Here is a 16,743-nt window from a genome sequence, read left to right as displayed (position 1 = left end):
GTGAATCGTCGTTCTTTAATGTTGTTCAAACCATCGCTTGAAGGGCGTCACTTTTTCTTTGCTGATGATAATCGGGAAACTCGCTTCGGGCTGCACTTTTACGTTGACTCGGCTATTAAAGTGCGATTCTATTTCGACTATGCTTTCTCGTGAGAGAATGTATTGGCGATTGGCGCGGGTAAATTCTGCGGGGTCAAGCTGACCTTCCAAGTCCTCCAACTTAAAATCAACCACCAGTTTGCGTCCGTCGTACAATTGACCGTACACCAGCCCATTATCAATAAAAAAGTAAGCAAATTCTTCGGTCTTAATGGGCAAGAGCTTATCTCTAAATTTCACTAAAAAGCTTTTACGGTAGGCTTTGGGCATAAACACTTGCTTCTGAATCAGTTCGTTCAGGCGTTCTTTTTGCATCAACTGTTGGTTTTGAAACTTCTCAATCGAAAAACGTAACGAGTCTTCGTCGATAGGTTTCAACAAATAATCTACACTGTTGTGCTTAAACGCCCGAATGGCGTATTCATCAAAGGCCGTCGTAAAAATAATGGGCGTTTTGAGCTGCACTTGCTCGTAGATTTCAAACGAAATTCCGTCGGCCAATTGAATATCCGAGAAAATTAAGTCGGGGTTTGGGTTGGAAGTAAACCATTTTATTCCATCGGCCACGCTTTCAATTACGGCTACAATAGCATGTAAAACGCCAATCTCTTGCATCAAAAACTTCAACTGACTAACCGCCGCTGGTTCATCTTCAACAATCACTATATTCATGGTATCAATGGTAAAACTACGCAAAACGCTTCGCCTTGTTGGATCTCGATTTCTTGATTGGAAAGTAGTTTAAACCGTTGGTTCAAATTGGCCAAGCCAATACCCGTCCCCGCCGAATGGGGTCGTAAATTCAAGGAATTACGCACCAACATCTTTTGACTATCCAACTGATATTCAATAAATATGCTCAGTGGATAGGCCGATGAAATAACGTTGTGTTTGATGGCATTTTCAATCAGAAGTTGAATCGAAAGAGGTGGAATTTTTACGGGCGCCTGCTCATCCACGTTTTTATAAATTTTGAGGTTATCACCAAACCGCATCTGCAAAAGAAAAATATAGCTATCCACCAAATCCATTTCTTCTTTGAGCGTCACCAGCGACTGTTCTTGCATCGTCAACGAATACCGAAGTACTTGCGAAAGTTTCTGTAAATAACGCTGACTTTGGGCTTTGTCTTCGTTGATAAGCCAACTAAGGGTATTGAGAGAATTAAACAAAAAATGCGGGTTGAGTTGGTTTTTAAGGGAGTTAAGTTGAACCAATACATTTTCGTGTTTAAGCTGTTCGTTTTCCAGCAAAACCTCATTTTTCTTTTCCGCTTCGGTCATAAAACGGCTAAAAAAGTAAGCAATAATCGCCATCAATACGCCGCGAACAACCACCGTCCCTCCCGTTTTGAGGGGCAAACCTATGATAAAAAAGTTGGCCAATGTCAGCCCAACACTATATACCAATAGTATAGCCCCCGCTCCTACCCACTGCTTAGTTACTGCTTCGTTTTTCTTTGTCGCTTCATAAATCCATTGAATAAAACCCATGGCAAAGGCAACACTGAATGCTATTTGCAAAAAAATATCCAATTGAACGATGGGACGGTTCAATCGAGGAAGGTTGATAAAAACGATGGGAAAATTGACAAACGATGCCACAAACAGGGCGATTCCCCAAACAAATCTTTTCTTCGTCATTATAGAATATCAAGCCTTTAGCTATAAACTCAAATGTACTATTTCTTATTCTAGCTACGGAAACAAATAAATCTGAAAAGGAAAAATTTGCCAGTGAATCTAATTACGGGTTGTAAGCAACCCTTCGCACAAGGGGCTATTTTCTAAACTTTGTCACGCGGGCATCTTTGATTACCCCTTTCCAATTTAATCCAAAACCAAAATTATAGACATTTCCATCGGTATCTTTGTGGCAAATCAGGTCGTAAGGATTTCTATGATTCAAACAAGGCGCTCCCGTCTCCATTCGACACTAACTTATCGGGTTGTGAGCAACCCTCAGCACTGTCACACGGTCACGACAATCTTGCTTTCGTCCCCACTCGCAGCTTTTTCCAAAGCTGTTTGGAGTTCATCCAAGGGAACAAAACTTGATATAATGTTGCTGGGAGTAACCACTTTTCGTTGTATCAATCGGATCGTTCGTTTAAAATCAGTAGGATGATGGTAGATAATCGAGGGGATAAACGTAATTCCTTCGCGCGCTATCCGTAAGGGCGTAAACTCCGCAGGGCGTTCTGATAGACCCACCAATATCACTTCCGAACCACGCGGAGCCGCCGCAGCTACTAACGTTGCTGTAGCAGCCGAACCTGCACATTCAAACACCGCAACTACCTCATTGTCAGTCCACATTGAAAGCAATATTTCGGCATCACCATTAGCAGGAATTGCCCCTTCTTGCGTAGCTTTTTGTAATTTTTGTGGGTTAATTTCAGTAACCAGAACCCGATAACCCAATCGAATTGCTAAATGACAAAGCAGTAGGCCAATCGCCCCAAGGCCGATGATTGCAATGGCATCACCAGGTTTGGCTGAAGCGGTAAAAAGGGCGTGAACTCCCACGGCCATGGGTTCGATACAAACGGCGTCAAGGTCGGAAATATCGTCGGGAACAGCCCACGCAAACTCCGAAGGAATGCACACATATTCGGCAAAACAACCGTTTTCGAGCAGACCCACTACGCGTTTGTTGGAACAAATATACCCTCGCCCGCTTTGACAGAAATCACACCGATGGCAGGGAATATTGGGCTCTACCACTACGCGCTCCCCTATTTCTCGACCAACGACGCCTTCCCCCAGCTTATCAATCACGCCCAGCCCTTCGTGACCGATGACAGTGGATTTTGTTAACTTTCGGTGTCCTAAAAACAAGTGAACATCCGACCCGCAAATGCCTACATTGGTGAGTTTTATCCGAACCTCCCCCGCGTTGGGCTCGGGCGTATCAATGGCGCGATGAACAATTTTTCTCGGTTCTTCTAAAAATGCTGCTTTCATTACTTTAATTTATCAGACTTTATGGCCCAAATACAAGCTCCCATGACCAATAATGGAATAGAAAACGCGACAAACAAGGCATTAATGCTCATGCCAGCGTCGGAAAAATAGCCAAAAAGAAGTGGCCCTAAAATAGCCCCTACTCGACCTATTCCAACGGTATATCCGACACCTGTGGCGCGGAGGTGGGTGTCGTAGAGGCGGGATAGCGTTGGCCAAATACCATTAAAACCTCCTTGCACAAAAAAGCCAATCAGGAGTACCAAACCAAAAATCAACCCTGTCGTAAGGGTTGAAAACGCATAGACTTGCATTACCGCAAAGGCGATTAACATAAACATCAGGATGGTTTGACGAAGCCCCAAACGGCTACCAATTCCACCCACGGAGGCCGACCCAAAAGCGGCCCCAATGTTGAGCATAATCCCCACCCAAGTCGCCAATTCAAACGGTAAACCCGAATCTTTGGCGATGGTTGGCACCCAACTCATCAGGGTATAAAGTGTTAGAAAACCAAAGAATGCTGCCACCCACACTTTTATGGTACTATCCTTATAATGAGGCAAAAACAACGCTTTTACTCCCACATTTTCTTGATTTTTGACGACAACAGGCAGCGCTTCTAAGTTCGGAAGCCCCATTCGTTTCAGCAGTCGATTAACGGAAGGTAACCTATCGGTGGTTGGATTTTGGAGCATGTAGTCAATAGAATCGGTCATGTAAAAATACACCAATACCCACATCAGCAATGAAATGCCGCCTGCCACCAAAAAGGCCGTATGCCAGCCGTACACTGGAATGTATTTTGCACAAAAAAGTCCCGTCAGAATTGCCCCAATGGGCCATCCTGCTTGCACCAATCCTACGTTAAAATCGCGGTATTTTTTGTTGGAAAACTCGGCAGCCGTAGCAGCCATGGTGGGCAAAATACCTCCAATGCCCAACCCCGTTATGAATCGAAACAGGAGCATAAGGCCATATTGATGCCCCAGCCCTACCCCAAACATACCAATCGTAATCATCCCTACCGAAAGGAGAAAAATCAGGCGGCGTCCGTGTTTATCGGCCAAGGGAGCAATCAAAAAACACCCCAGCGTCATCCCTGCCAAACCCGCGCTAAAGATATACCCCATTTCGACTTTAGAAAGTCCCCATTCTTTGATAATTTCGGTACTGGAAAAGGAGACAATCAGTACGTCGATGCCATCATTAAAATTTAAAATAAAACAAATCGCCACCATGAGCCACTGAAAACGTGACATGGGGCGAGAAGAAAGTTCCTGACTTGGGTTCATATACAAATTAACGGATAATATTACTCTATAAAACCTGCTTTTGCTTTTTGACCCGTTTTAACCCAGCCTCTTAGCTCATCAAACGCTTGCCCTGTTTGCTTATCGGTAAAATTACAGTGACCTTGTCCATTGGTATATTTTACGGTAAAATAAGCCTGTTTTCCCTGCTTTTGAAGCATGTTTTCGTAACTCACAATCGCCAAATCAGCAGGAATCAATTGGTCGTACATGGTATGCAACGCCAACGCAGGCTTGTTGGTGTTGCCCGTTCGGTCGTATTTATCAAACAACGTATTCTGGCTCACGGTAGCGGCTAATCGTTCCGCTTTTTGATTGACTTCTAACGCATTAGAAAAACGACCATAGACAGTATTCGTATTATCGTACGGGTTTCCGCCTGCTTTTTGAGCAACGTCCCGCAAAACCCCTTCACCAAACGCCAAGGCAAAGGCAAGGTCGTCGGGCTTCATGTCAAAGTGTTTGGCAAATTCCACCGCAAGCAATGAGTCCTTCGCGAAGATTGCTTTTTTCATGATGGCTGCTTTCCGAAATGCCGCAAACATGGGCATTGACTCCTTCGGTTTTGAGACATCAAAAATCTCGTTCAATGAGGTCGCAATGCCTGGAAAAAGGCCGTTGAACGTCGCAAACATATCAAACTCTTTGCGGGTTTGGAGGTAAATTCTTCCTGCCAACGGGCACATGGGCAGTCCTCCGTTGTAGTTTTGTCCAAAATTTTCGAGGGTCGCTAAAGTAACTCCTCCCCCCATCGAATGCCCCGTCATAAAAGTTGAATCAGGCTGTCCGTACGTTTTGACAAAATACTGACGCAAGGCTTCGGTATCGTCCACCCCTTGAGCCAACGCCAACCCCTGAATTTTATAATCAGAAGCCGCAACTGCATAGCCACGTTCTAAAAAAGGAGTCATTCGCTTGAGCCACGCAGGGTCTTGGCTTTGGCGAGGTTTTGAGCCCATAAATTCGTAACCATGGGCGTACATGACGAGTTTTCCTTTCCAATTTTCGGGAAAAAGAATACGATAACGCGCACCGTCGATGGCGCCTGAGTCGATTTTGGAGATGTTTTGAGCCCCCAAAACTCCTGATAAAAGAAGTATGAAGGGAAGGAATAGTTTTTTCATTTTGGTAAATAATTTGGGGACACAAACTTTGTGCTACTCCGTGTCTAGTCTATTTGATAATAAACCCAGCATTTTTATTGCATTTTCTTTGAGAATCAGCGGCTTTACTTCTTCTTTAAAACCCGCGTCAGCAAAATCTTTCATCCAACGTTCGGGCGTAATCAACGGAAAATCTGTTCCAAACAACATTCGGTCTTTCAACAAGGTATTGGCGTACTGAATGAGTTGTTTGGGGAAATATTTGGGCGACCAGCCGCTCAAATCAATGTACACGTTGGGCTTGTGCATGGCTACCGACAAGGCTTCATCTTGCCAAGGCCAACTTGGGTGGGCAATGATAATGGGACAATCGGGGAAATCAATGGCCACGTCGTCGAGGTGCATCGGATTTGAATACTCCAAACGCAATCCTCCTCCTCCACGCACCCCACTTCCAAAACCTGAATGACCGCTGTGAAAAAGCATCGGAAGTTTGTATTCAGCTATCACTTCGTATAGGTGATACGCCATTTTATCTTGGGGATAAAAGCCCTGCACCGTTGGGTGAAACTTAAAGCCTTTGACGCCATAGTTTTCAATTAACTCACGCGCTTCGCGGGCTCCCATGCGCCCTTTGTGCGGGTCGATGCTCGCAAAAGCAATCATAACGTCATCGTTTTTGAGCGCGGCTTCTGCCACCTCAATGTTAGGAATGCGCCGTTTACCCACATTGTGCTCCGAGTCAACCGTAAACATTACAAACGCCAGGTTATTGTCCCGATAAAAATCGGCCGTTTCCTGAATCGTCGGACGTTTGTCTGACTTAAAATACTTCGCAAATGCCTCGTCCAACTCAGGTCGATAGTCATCATGCGGCTGGCAACACGACACTTCGGCGTGCGTGTGTACATCAATGGCGATTACTTTTTGAATATCTATCATACAGCCTCTCAGCGGCGAACCGCTCTAGCCCCCAATGGGGATTTTTTTAATTTTTGTATCAGCGCTGTCCCCCAATTCAAATTGGGGGACGCACTGGCCCCGCGTCTCTGACGCCTTTATTCACTCAGGTTTATATCATCAAAAACTCTTCATAGTTAAGCGGATGAATAACCTTTAGACTTGAGTCAGCGTAGGCATCGGTAAATGTTTTAGGAAATTTTACTTTCGTTTGAGGATTCCATTTAAACTCAAATGCTTCAATGCTACCATCACGTTCTTCCAAATAATCAATCTCTTGTTGCTGAGTTGTTCTCCAAAAAAATCGGCTACCATACATTTGGGTATATTTGAGCATTTTCATTCGCTCGGCAATCAAGTAATTTTCCCATAATTCGCCAGCATCCGTTCTCAATCCAATAGATTTGAAATTATTAATAATTGCATTTCGAACGCCATTGTCGTAAAAATAGATTTTGCGCGATTTTTTAAGTTCATTCCTCACATTACGACTAAAAGCATTGAGTCGGAAAATCACAAAAGCTTGCTCTAATAAGTCAATGTATTTTTCTACCGTATTTTTATCTGCCCCCACCAATTGCCCTATTTCATTATACGAAACTTCACTTCCTAACTGTAAGGCCAAAGCTGTTAAAATTTTGCTTAACAACGATGACCTTTTTATTCCTTCGTACAAAAACAAATCTTTGTGCAAATAGCTGTCTGTCAACAGTATAAGCACCTCTCTTTCATTCCCGACCTGATTAATAATTTCAGGATATGTACCATAAACAAGCCTGCTTTCGAGTAATCTTTTTTCGGTTAATAAACCTTGATGATGTACCAGCTCCCCAAATGACAATGGATATAAGTAAAACTCATATTTACGACCTGTAAGTGGTTCATTTAGTTTGTTAGCAAGCTCAAATGCGGACGAACCAGTCGCTATTATTTGGACTTCTGGAAAATTATCAACGGCTAGTTTTAAGGTCAGACCAATATTTTCAATCCGTTGTGCCTCATCAATAACCACTATTTTAGCCTGACCAATCAAATTTTTAAATTGGGTAGAAGTGGTATTTCCCAAAGCCAAACGCACATCAGGTTCATCTCCACTGAGCCAACTTATAGGAAGACCAACTTCGGTGGCAATTTTTTTTACTAAAGTCGTCTTCCCTACTTGTCTTGGGCCAAAAATTAAAATCGCTTTTCCTTTAAAAACTCTCGCTTTGATTTCTGTTTCAATGGCTCTATTTATCATAATTTTCGATTTAATTCACTAATTTATATAATATTTTTTGAATTAAATCGAAAATTATGATAAAAATTACCCTTCAATTCAGTTGAACGCTGTCCCCCAATTCAAATTGGGGGACGCACTGGCCTCGCGTCTCTGACGCCTTTAGGCCGTTCCCCACACTTTAATAGCCGTATTGACAACCAACTCCATTTTTCGCCATTGGTCGTCGTGGGTCATGTCGTTACCGTGGTGGGTTGACGAAAATCCACACTGTGGACTCACGCACATCTGCTCCAACGACATGTATTGCGCCGCTTCGTCGATACGTTTGGCAAGGTCATCAATGTCTTCTAATGCCTTTACTTTTGAAGAAATAATGCCCAAAACCACCATTTTATCTTTTGGCACAAAACGCAGCGGGGCAAAATCGCCCGAACGTTCGTCGTCGTACTCCAAGAAATAGGCGTCCACGTTGATACTGTTAAATAAAATATCGGCCACAGGCTCATAACCTCCTTCGGCAAACCACGTACTGCGATAATTACCTCGGCAAAGGTGAATACCCACCGTCAAATCATCGGGGCGACTATCTATCACCGAATTAATCAAAGCCGCATAGGTTCGGGGTAATTCGTTGGGGTCTTCACCACGCTCCACAGCGGCTGCCCGCATTTTAGGGTCGCAGAGATAAGCCAAGTTAGTATCATCCAACTGCAAATAGCGCAATCCTGCTTTGTACAAATGGTCGATTTCTTGGCGATAGGCCGCCGCCAAATCATGAAAAAATTCGTCCATATCGGGGTACGAATTGATGTCAATTGACTTTCTCCCTCCCCTAAAATGCACCATCGTTGGTGAAGGGATTGAAACTTTTGGCGTCTGACTTGCGACCGATTTGAGGTAGTTAAAATCCGCTACTTGAATGTCTCTAACGTGCTTCAATTTGCCCGTCACACTCAGTTTCGGCGGGGTAAAACCATCTTCGGCTACTTTGGCATTTGGATTGGCTTCAATTCCACCCGTTACGGTAACACCGTCCAGTTCTTTCAAAAAATCGAGGTGAAAATAATCCCGACGAAACTCGCCGTCAGTAATGGCTTTCATCCCCGTAGCTTCCAATTTTTTTACCGTTTCGGCAATTCCTGCATCTTCAATGGCGCGAAGTTCTTCGGCCGATATTTCGCCTTTTTTCCACTTTAAGCGGTTTTCTTTTACTGCTGGCGTACGCAACAAACTACCGACGTGGTCGGCTCTAAAAGGAGGGTTCATAGTAGTAAAGCCCCCCACCCCCAATGGGGGAGTCTTAGTGTTTGTTTATCCCCCCGTTGGGGGTTAGGGGGCTTGTTATTTTGCGGCCATTCGGATAGCCCCATCAAGGCGAATCACCTCTCCGTTAAGCATTTGATTTTCAATAATGTGTTTTGCCAAAGCAGCATACTCATGCGGCTGGCCCAACCTCGACGGGAACGGTACTTGTTGCCCCAGAGAAGCTTTTACGTCGTCGGGCATTCCCATCAACAGTGGCGTTTCAAAGATGCCAGGCGCAATGGTCATCACGCGAATACCCATCTTAGCAAACTCACGAGCAATGGGCAAGGTCATTCCGACAATGCCACCCTTGGAAGCCGAGTACGCTGCTTGCCCGATTTGCCCGTCAAAAGCAGCAACAGAAGCCGTATTGATAATGACTCCCCGCTCACCGCTTTCGCCAGGTTCGTTTTGTTGCATCGCCGCCGCCGCCAATCGGATGACATTGAAGGTACCAACTAGGTTGATTTGAATAACTTTTGAAAAAAGATCAAGTGTATGTGGGCCGTTTTTTCCTACCACTCGCTGGGCTGGCCCAATTCCTGCGCAGTTCGCTACTCCATTAATACTTCCGAAAGTCTTGATAGCCAATGTAATGGCTGCTTGTACCTGTTCTTCATTGCTGACGTCGGTTTTGGCAAAGCGAGCTTGCGCTCCCAGTTTGCTTTCTGCCTTTTGGCCTGCTTCTTCGTTTACATCTAGTAAAACAGCATTACCGCCGTTTTCGATAATCATGGTTGCCGTGGCCAATCCAAGCCCCGAAGCTCCACCTGTTACGAGAAAAGTTTTTTGTTGTATGTTCATAAAGCCTCTCAGCGGCGAACCGCCCTGTCCCCCAATGGGGGTATTTTTGTTTATAATTAAGCCCTAACCTACATTTACTCCCCCATTGGGGGCAGGGGGGCCGTACAATTTTTCCACCAAGTTAGCCCTATATTTCAAAACTGCGCGCTGATTTAATGACCCTTTATCCGTAATTTCTCCCAAATCAATCGAGGGTGGATCAATGGCGATGATGTACTTTACTACGCGACTAGCACTACCCGTTGCTTGATGTTCAAGCCGTACGAGCATTTCATCCAAATAATTCCGAACCCTCACATCATTAAAAGCCTCTTCATTGTTAGACGTTGGCGATAAGCCTGCTAACCCACGACAAGCCTCTGGATTTAAAAACAAAATCGCTCCTACATATTCCCTATCCAAGCCCGTTAATACCACATCCTGAACGACGGGCGAGCCTGCCGTCAACACTTTTGCTTTCAAAACACCTACATTCACCCAAGTTCCTGTCGAGAGCTTGAAATCTTCAGCGATACGTCCGTCAAAAATGAGTCCTTTGTCGGGATTATTTTCATCTAAAAATTTAACGGCATCCCCCGTTTTGTAATACCCCTCTTCGTCAAAAGACGTCGCCGTCACTTCGGGATTTCGCCAATATCCAGGGGTCACGTTGGGCGCTTTGTAACGAGCCTCTAGTTTGTCGCCATCGGGTACTAATTTCACTTTCATTCCTGCGACAGGAACGCCCAACAAGCCCGAAAAACTTCCTCCCCAATTGGCAAACATCGCCGAAGGTCCCGATTCAGTACAGCCCAACCCCGTAATGATAGGTACTATTTCACCCGTGTTTTCGACGGCCAATTCCTCCCAACGGTTCCAAACAGGTTGCGCCAGCGAAGCCCCTGCATAAAACAGAATTTGTAACTTCTTAAAAAAGGTCTCTCGAAGCTGAGGCTCACGGTCAAAATACGGAATCAACATTTCAAACCCTTTGGGCACGTTGAAATAGGCCGTTGGAGAAATCTCGCGGAGGTTTTGAAGTGTCGTTTCAATGCCTTGGGGAGTTGGCTTTCCTTCGTCGATATACAACGTCCCTCCGTTGTAAAGAGCCAATCCAAAATTATGATTTCCCCCAAACGTATGATTCCAAGGTAGCCAATCAATAAACACGGGCGGTTCAGTTTTCATAAAGGGAAATGCCTGCGTTATCTGCTGTAAATTAGCACACCACATTCGTTGGGTATTAATCACCCCTTTGGGCAAGCCCGTTGAGCCTGAGGTAAAAAGAACTTTGGCAACGGTATCGGCATCGACTTTCTCAAACGCTTCCTGCACCTGCAAAGTTGGTTCAACAGAAAGTATCTGTGCAAAATCAACTCCTTCACCCCCATCGACAGTTACAAAAGTAGCCTCAGAAAAAAGAGCCTTTGCCAACTCCAAGGCTTTGGCATAAATTCGTCCATTTTGAGCAAAAACCAGCCCTGGGGTCATCAGTTGGAGCGTATGACGGAGTTTTCCAAAATCATCCGATACCAACGAATAAGGGGGAGAAATCGGCGAATAAGGGATTCCCACGTGTACGGCGGCCAAGGCTAAAAGTGCATGTTCAAGGCTGTTTTCGGACAAAATCACCAAGGTTCTTTCTTCCGACAGTTCTAAATTCAGTAAATATTGCGCAATACGCTCCACTTTTTGGAGGGTTTCGGCATAAGTCAATTTCACCCAAATTCCGTCTTCATTTCGCCTTGCAATGAAGACAGACTCAGGCTTTTTTATCGCCCAATAGCGCAATTTCTCCGTTAGTTTTACAGGATATTCTTCTAAAAGAGCCAAAAGTTCAAACTCAACAATGCCGTCTGAATAAACGTTTTTTCGGGTTTGAGTAGGGCCAAAATGGACGTTTTTAAACCGCATCATTCCCCCACTTTTTTAGCTCGTCCTTCCAAAAAATCGCGCAATCGTTCTTTGGCTTCGGGGGCACTCTGGGCAATGGCAGCCATCAGTGATTCCATCAGCAACCCTTGTTCTGGCGAAGCATCCACAATTCTTGGTAGCACCTGTACCAAGGCAAAATTGGTCATTCCTGCGTTAGAAGCGACTTTTCCAGCCAATTCAAGGGCTTTTTCTAGACTTTTTCCTGTTTCTACTAAATATTGAGCAAGTCCAATTCGCTCACCTTCTTCGGCAGAATATACCCGCCCTGTGAGCATCATATCGGTCATACGTGCCAGGCCAATCAGCTTGGGCACACGCACCGAAGCGCCTCCACCGACAAATATTCCCCGCTGTCCCTCAGGCAAGGCGTACATGGTGGTAGCATCCGCAACTCGTAAGTGGCAGGCACTCGCAAGTTCTAAACCTCCGCCTACGACCGCCCCATGCAAGGCTGCAATCACGGGCACAGGCCCAAATTGCACTTTGTCCAACACCCGATGCCACATGCGGGAATGGTACACCCCTTGGGATGCGTTGCGTTCTTTGAGTTCAGACAAATCAAGTCCTGCGGAAAAATGTTTTCCTTCGCCGTAAATAACCATGCACCGAATAGACGCGGGAATGGCATCCATCACTTTTTCTAAGTCTAGCAGCAGAGCATCGTTAAAAGCATTACGTTTTTCGGGTCGGTTGAGTCCTACCAAAAGTGTACTTTCTAAGACGCTTATTTTTAGAAGTGCTGAGGGAGAAGGGAAGTCACTCATTATCCAAAATTGAATTGATTTATTTCAACACAAAATTGAACAATAAAAAGAAATTAAAATAGGAAAAATGCGAGCATTAGTGTGCAATATCAATCTTTTTCTAGTTTGATAACGATAAAAGAGCATATAAGCTTTTCTTATAATGTCTTATATGTTAAAACCTACAATCACTCAAACCAACCCATTGTTAGTGCTTTGGCGGTCAGTTCGGCCATGTTTTTAACCCCACATTTTACAAACATATTGGTGCGGTGGTGCTTGACCGTATTTTCACTGATGCCAAGCTCGGCGGCAATCACTTTAATACTTTTTCCTTGGGCGATGAGCTCAAGTACTCGTTTTTCGGCAGGGCTAATAGGAAGCAGTTGGGTTTTACGAATAATCCCTTCGTGTATAGGAATATTTTTCATGTGTTCAGGATTATTCGTGTCGAGCAGAAAAAAACGAAGTTTAGGAACGGGGTCAAGGTGCGTAATGTCCGTAATGAGGTCAAATTGAAAGACACCGTTGCCCAAGTTATCAAAAAACAACGTTGAACTTTGTTGAAGCGCATGAAATGAAGTACCGTTTTTACGCAAAAACTGATACGTATGAGACGATTTAACATTTTTACGAAAATCGACGGGTTGCGCATAAAAATACTGCCAGAAAAGTTCCGCCGATTGAACCGTCGCCATGAGTTGTTCGGGGGTAGTAAAGCGCGCAGCTTGAATAAAAGGAGCATTTGTAAGTTCTTCTTTCGTATATCCCGTCAATTGTTCGATGGCCCCACCCACCTTTACCCACTTCGCATTTTTCATGTCCGAAATAAACCAACAATACGGCCCAACGGCATAGATACGTTCCAACGTTTCAGTAAACGAGAACTGGTTTATATACGAGTCTAATTCCGAATCTCTCGGAAGATATTCATAAAAGCTCTTTAGTTTTCGATAAATCTGCTTTATCTCTTTCCGAATACGAATTAAATCACTCATAGTCAAGGTGTTTTTACGAAATATAGATATTTTCGAGCAATTCAATAGCACAAATGTGCTATTGACAGGTGGAAGGCCTTTTCCTAGTTTTAGAACGACGTTTAAACCTACTTTCAAAACAATGAAAAAAAACCTTCTCTTTGCACTTTTTCTTGGTTGCAGCCCATTATTCGCCCAAGTTTCTGAAAAAGCCTACGCAAAATTTGGCTTTGTCCCAGGTGATAAGGTATTGTTTGAAGACAACTTTACGGGCGAAAGTTCTGACGAAATTCCTTCGCATTGGATAATTAGCAGTGGAAAAGTCGAAATCGCCAAAATTAACGGCGAATTGGTAATGGGCTTCTTGGATGCTTCTCCCAAAGCCTACCCGCGCATGGCCAAAAATAAAAACCTTATCGGCACCAACCGATTCACAGTTGAGTTCGATTATTTGTGGCGTCACAATACCAAACCTTTTGCGCAAGCCATCGGCGACGGCAATAGCGGTGGCGACAAATTACTGATTCAGTTTGCTACCGACAAAGAGTGGGACAGCGTACGAGAAAAACTCGGCGATTTTGAAGAAAGCATCTACCTCTATTCCATTGGTAATGTTGAGTTTAAATCTTTCAAAGGGCAATATAAGGGTGGCAAAAAAATAGCGGATAGTGAATATATTTACGAAGACCTCTGCGACAAATGGGTACACGTTTCGATGGCGGTCACCGAAAAATCCTTGAAAGTCTATATGAACAGCGAGCGCGTTCTGAACGCACCTATCGAAAACGGTCAAGCCTTTAACATTGAGATAGTAGCCGATGGAAGTACGTACGAAATGAGTTCGCAGCTGTTTTTGAAAAATTTTCGCATTGCCGCAGGAGGCGTTGATCCTTACAAAACACTAACGACCGATGGGAGATTTATCGCACGGGGCATCAATTTTGACGTCGCCAAGGCAACCATCAAGCCCGAAAGCATGGGAACGCTCAATACGATGGTTGCGATGATGAAGGAACATCCCGAACTAAAATTTGAAATTGGAGGCCATACCGATGCCGACGGCAACGAGGCAGTCAATTTAAAACTATCCCAAGAAAGAGCCGACGCCGTCAAAGAAAAGCTGATCTCGCTCGGGGCAGATGGTACAAAACTTACCACCCAAGGGTACGGCAAAACCAAACCTATTAGCGACAATACTACTTTTGAGGGAAAAGCCGAAAATCGTCGAGTAGAATTTGTAAAACTTTAAAAATCAATCCTAACCATGGAAAAACTCACCTATTATGAAAACTTTATTCATCTTTTACTTAACCTTAATTGGAATAAACGCACATGCACAATACGGCTGGGATACGGTCAAAGAAAGCGAAGATCGACCGCTCAAAGAAAATAGTGGCGTACATTATGACCAAATCAAAATTCCTACGGAGGAAGTGCTCACAAAAGTACTCGCCCAAGCCAAAGGGCTAGCTATGGAGTTTTTGGATAAGAAAAACAGAAATTTTAGAATTGAATTAGACCGAAAAATCAGCGGTGCCAACGGAAATGAATTAACCGATTTAGCAACCCTATTTTTTCTAAAAGGGAGTTCTAATACAGCCGTTTATTTATATGCAATAGCTGCCGAAAGAAACAGAATCGACACAACCACTTACCGTAATTTGGGGGTTTGCCTCAAAAACATTGATGCCTACTTATTGTCGTACAGAATTTTGTTGTATGCCCAAAAACAAACACCTCAAAACCCTACATTGCTGGCCAATCTCGGTTGGGTTGCTACTTCGGTGGGTGATTTTACGACGGGAAAAAAGCACTTTGAAAGTGCATTGTTAGTGTCCCCAAACCACTACCATGCCATGAATGGTTTAGCGGCGATTGCCACAGCACGTGGCCAAAATGCGGAAGCAGACCGCTGGCGTAAACTGGCTTGGTCGAAAAAAATAACGTTTGCGGGTGCGCTACAAAGGAAGGAAGAACAGTCACAAAAAATTGCGAAGGTCAACCAAAACGAAGGCATAAACGAAAGCACAACCTTGCCCGCCGTCAACGACGTGCTTCCCCTCATAGATTACGAAGAGCGACCTTTCGGCGGAAATACCGCGAATGGACTTCATTTTCCCGAACCTCCCGCCGAATACAGTAGTAGCTTGCTCAAAACAATGCAAAATCAACGGGTTATCGAAGATTTTCATACGTCATTGGTGGACGAAAACCACCAACGTATTGAGCGCATCATGGTGACATTGAATACCCTCGAAACGAAGTGGCAAGAACAATCCAAAGTAAAAGTAATTGATAATCATATCGTTGTACCCTACCCCTACACCAAAGAACTGGCAGCTCTTGATTATTATGAGCAGCTCTTCAGCAACCGTTCCATCGCCTTCACGCGTCGGTTTAACAACGAAACAAAAGGGCATTACTTACAAATGAATGACCAGTTTCTGTCTGTCAAACGTGCTTACGAAACCAGTGCCCAGCAATGCGGCGATAATGAAGATTGTCAAGAGCGAGAACGCAATAAGTATTGTCAAAATGTTCAAAAGTTGCTGAACAATTATCACCAGTATTTTTATGAAGCATGGTTGAATTTATATAAAAACACCACCAACGATATACGGGCGTACGAGTCCAAGACCGATCGCTATCTAATGGCGCTCAAAAACCCTCACCTACATCAATTAGGCAATACACGCCGCAAAGAAGCCGCCCAAATGATGTATCAGTATGGGTTGGCACATGCCAGTTGGGCTACTTGGGCCAGCAATGCGGCCAATACGTTTTGCGAAGTGGAGGAAAAAATTGAGGAAGATTCGGTCATTACGGAACAAGTACAACGATTGATGAAAACCCACAAGCTTGAACTTTGGGAAGATGACGACGAATGCCCCTTACCTACGTGGAATATCGACGCGGGAGTGATAGAAAGCGAGGCCAATTGCGAAAAAATCAACTTCTCAATCAATACTCCCAGTCCAGGTGTCAAAGGAACGCTCGGGTTAGAGCTAACGTGGGGAAACGATTGGGGTGAAGATGAACTTGAGCTACAAGCGGGATTGAAAGCTGAAAAAGAGGTGGGAGGCCTGACTGTAGGAGGAAAGGTTGTCGAATTTATTACCATTACGGGAAATAAAGGAATTGTGGACGCGGGTTTAAAAGGAGAGGCCACCGCTTCAATATCGGGCACAATTTCGGGCAAAAGCGGCGATTTAGGCTTAAAAAGTGAAGGAAAAGTTGAATTTGGCATCTCTGCTGCCAAAGGGATTTCATCACTCACACCTTCACACGCATGGAAATTCGCCCCAGGCGTTGAGTAAAACCTTCTGTTTTGGCTTAA

The 16,743-nt window shown here is 44.4% G+C and carries 14 protein-coding genes; 2 read left to right on the top strand and 12 right to left on the bottom strand.

Features of this window, described 5'->3' with window-relative positions; translation table 11 throughout:
* Positions 1-15: 15 nt before the first annotated feature.
* From K339_RS0128525 to K339_RS0128465, 12 genes are all read right to left on the bottom strand, one after another.
* Positions 16-771: a LytR/AlgR family response regulator transcription factor gene (locus K339_RS0128525; protein ID WP_028526654.1), complete on the bottom strand. Its 756-nt coding sequence runs from the start codon at positions 769-771 to the stop codon at positions 16-18.
* On the bottom strand, positions 768-1,742 hold the full coding sequence (locus K339_RS0128520) for a sensor histidine kinase (protein WP_037302109.1): 975 nt from the start codon (positions 1,740-1,742) through the stop codon (positions 768-770). Before K339_RS0128520 ends, K339_RS0128525 begins: the two co-directional genes overlap by 4 nt.
* Before the next feature lie 327 nt (positions 1,743-2,069).
* Positions 2,070-3,065, bottom strand: coding sequence for a zinc-dependent alcohol dehydrogenase (locus K339_RS0128510; protein ID WP_028526652.1), 996 nt, complete (start codon positions 3,063-3,065; stop codon positions 2,070-2,072).
* A complete protein-coding gene (locus tag K339_RS0128505) occupies positions 3,065-4,360 on the bottom strand; it encodes an MFS transporter (protein ID WP_037302108.1) in 1,296 nt (431 codons plus the stop codon). Before K339_RS0128505 ends, K339_RS0128510 begins: the two co-directional genes overlap by 1 nt.
* Before the next feature lie 20 nt (positions 4,361-4,380).
* A complete protein-coding gene (locus K339_RS0128500) occupies positions 4,381-5,502 on the bottom strand; it encodes an alpha/beta hydrolase (protein ID WP_028526650.1) in 1,122 nt (373 codons plus the stop codon).
* A gap of 33 nt (positions 5,503-5,535) precedes the next feature.
* On the bottom strand, positions 5,536-6,423 hold the full coding sequence (locus tag K339_RS0128495; protein WP_028526649.1) for an amidohydrolase family protein: 888 nt from the start codon (positions 6,421-6,423) through the stop codon (positions 5,536-5,538).
* A 130-nt stretch (positions 6,424-6,553) separates the two neighbouring features.
* On the bottom strand, positions 6,554-7,681 hold the full coding sequence (locus tag K339_RS0128490; RefSeq protein WP_028526648.1) for an ATP-binding protein: 1,128 nt from the start codon (positions 7,679-7,681) through the stop codon (positions 6,554-6,556).
* A 141-nt stretch (positions 7,682-7,822) separates the two neighbouring features.
* The gene (locus K339_RS0128485) at positions 7,823-8,929 is read right to left on the bottom strand and encodes a 5-methyltetrahydropteroyltriglutamate--homocysteine S-methyltransferase (protein WP_028526647.1); all 1,107 of its coding nucleotides are present in this window, start codon (positions 8,927-8,929) and stop codon (positions 7,823-7,825) included.
* A 75-nt stretch (positions 8,930-9,004) separates the two neighbouring features.
* A complete protein-coding gene (locus K339_RS0128480; protein WP_028526646.1) occupies positions 9,005-9,772 on the bottom strand; it encodes a 3-hydroxyacyl-CoA dehydrogenase in 768 nt (255 codons plus the stop codon).
* A 63-nt stretch (positions 9,773-9,835) separates the two neighbouring features.
* A complete protein-coding gene (locus K339_RS0128475) occupies positions 9,836-11,668 on the bottom strand; it encodes a feruloyl-CoA synthase (protein WP_028526645.1) in 1,833 nt (610 codons plus the stop codon).
* Positions 11,665-12,450 (bottom strand): crotonase/enoyl-CoA hydratase family protein, encoded by a 786-nt coding sequence (locus K339_RS0128470; RefSeq protein WP_037302106.1) that lies wholly within the window; start codon positions 12,448-12,450, stop codon positions 11,665-11,667. Before K339_RS0128470 ends, K339_RS0128475 begins: the two co-directional genes overlap by 4 nt.
* Positions 12,451-12,617: 167 nt before the next feature.
* Positions 12,618-13,427, bottom strand: a complete 810-nt coding sequence (locus K339_RS0128465) for a LuxR C-terminal-related transcriptional regulator (RefSeq protein WP_028526643.1) — start codon at positions 13,425-13,427, stop codon at positions 12,618-12,620.
* A 121-nt stretch (positions 13,428-13,548) separates the two neighbouring features.
* On the opposite strand from K339_RS0128465, the gene K339_RS0128460 reads away from it, so the two are divergent.
* Entirely contained in the window at positions 13,549-14,655 is a 1,107-nt protein-coding gene (locus K339_RS0128460) for an OmpA family protein (protein ID WP_028526642.1), read from the top strand.
* 34 nt (positions 14,656-14,689) lie between these two features.
* Positions 14,690-16,723, top strand: a complete 2,034-nt coding sequence (locus K339_RS0128455; RefSeq protein WP_028526641.1) for a tetratricopeptide repeat protein — start codon at positions 14,690-14,692, stop codon at positions 16,721-16,723.
* The last annotated feature ends 20 nt before the right edge of the window (positions 16,724-16,743 follow it).

Source organism: Runella limosa DSM 17973, from assembly GCF_000482465.1.
In the GTDB taxonomy this organism is placed as follows: Bacteria; Bacteroidota; Bacteroidia; order Cytophagales; family Spirosomataceae; genus Runella; species Runella limosa.
This window is presented reverse-complemented; position numbering and strand designations above follow the sequence as displayed.

Bases quoted from the DNA above. Each gene is read 5' to 3' on its own strand.
- K339_RS0128510 (WP_028526652.1), bottom strand. From the start codon at position 3,065: ATGAAAGCAGCATTTTTAGAAGAACCGAGAAAAATTGTTCATCGCGCC.
- K339_RS0128475 (WP_028526645.1), bottom strand. From the start codon at position 11,668: ATGATGCGGTTTAAAAACGTCCATTTTGGCCCTACTCAAACCCGAAAA.
- K339_RS0128495 (WP_028526649.1), bottom strand. From the start codon at position 6,423: ATGATAGATATTCAAAAAGTAATCGCCATTGATGTACACACGCACGCC.
- K339_RS0128500 (WP_028526650.1), bottom strand. From the start codon at position 5,502: ATGAAAAAACTATTCCTTCCCTTCATACTTCTTTTATCAGGAGTTTTG.
- K339_RS0128480 (WP_028526646.1), bottom strand. From the start codon at position 9,772: ATGAACATACAACAAAAAACTTTTCTCGTAACAGGTGGAGCTTCGGGG.
- K339_RS0128470 (WP_037302106.1), bottom strand. From the start codon at position 12,450: ATGAGTGACTTCCCTTCTCCCTCAGCACTTCTAAAAATAAGCGTCTTA.
- K339_RS0128520 (WP_037302109.1), bottom strand. From the start codon at position 1,742: ATGACGAAGAAAAGATTTGTTTGGGGAATCGCCCTGTTTGTGGCATCG.
- K339_RS0128455 (WP_028526641.1), top strand. From the start codon at position 14,690: ATGAAAACTTTATTCATCTTTTACTTAACCTTAATTGGAATAAACGCA.
- K339_RS0128465 (WP_028526643.1), bottom strand. From the start codon at position 13,427: ATGAGTGATTTAATTCGTATTCGGAAAGAGATAAAGCAGATTTATCGA.
- K339_RS0128460 (WP_028526642.1), top strand. From the start codon at position 13,549: ATGAAAAAAAACCTTCTCTTTGCACTTTTTCTTGGTTGCAGCCCATTA.
- K339_RS0128525 (WP_028526654.1), bottom strand. From the start codon at position 771: ATGAATATAGTGATTGTTGAAGATGAACCAGCGGCGGTTAGTCAGTTG.
- K339_RS0128505 (WP_037302108.1), bottom strand. From the start codon at position 4,360: ATGAACCCAAGTCAGGAACTTTCTTCTCGCCCCATGTCACGTTTTCAG.
- K339_RS0128490 (WP_028526648.1), bottom strand. From the start codon at position 7,681: ATGATAAATAGAGCCATTGAAACAGAAATCAAAGCGAGAGTTTTTAAA.
- K339_RS0128485 (WP_028526647.1), bottom strand. From the start codon at position 8,929: ATGAACCCTCCTTTTAGAGCCGACCACGTCGGTAGTTTGTTGCGTACG.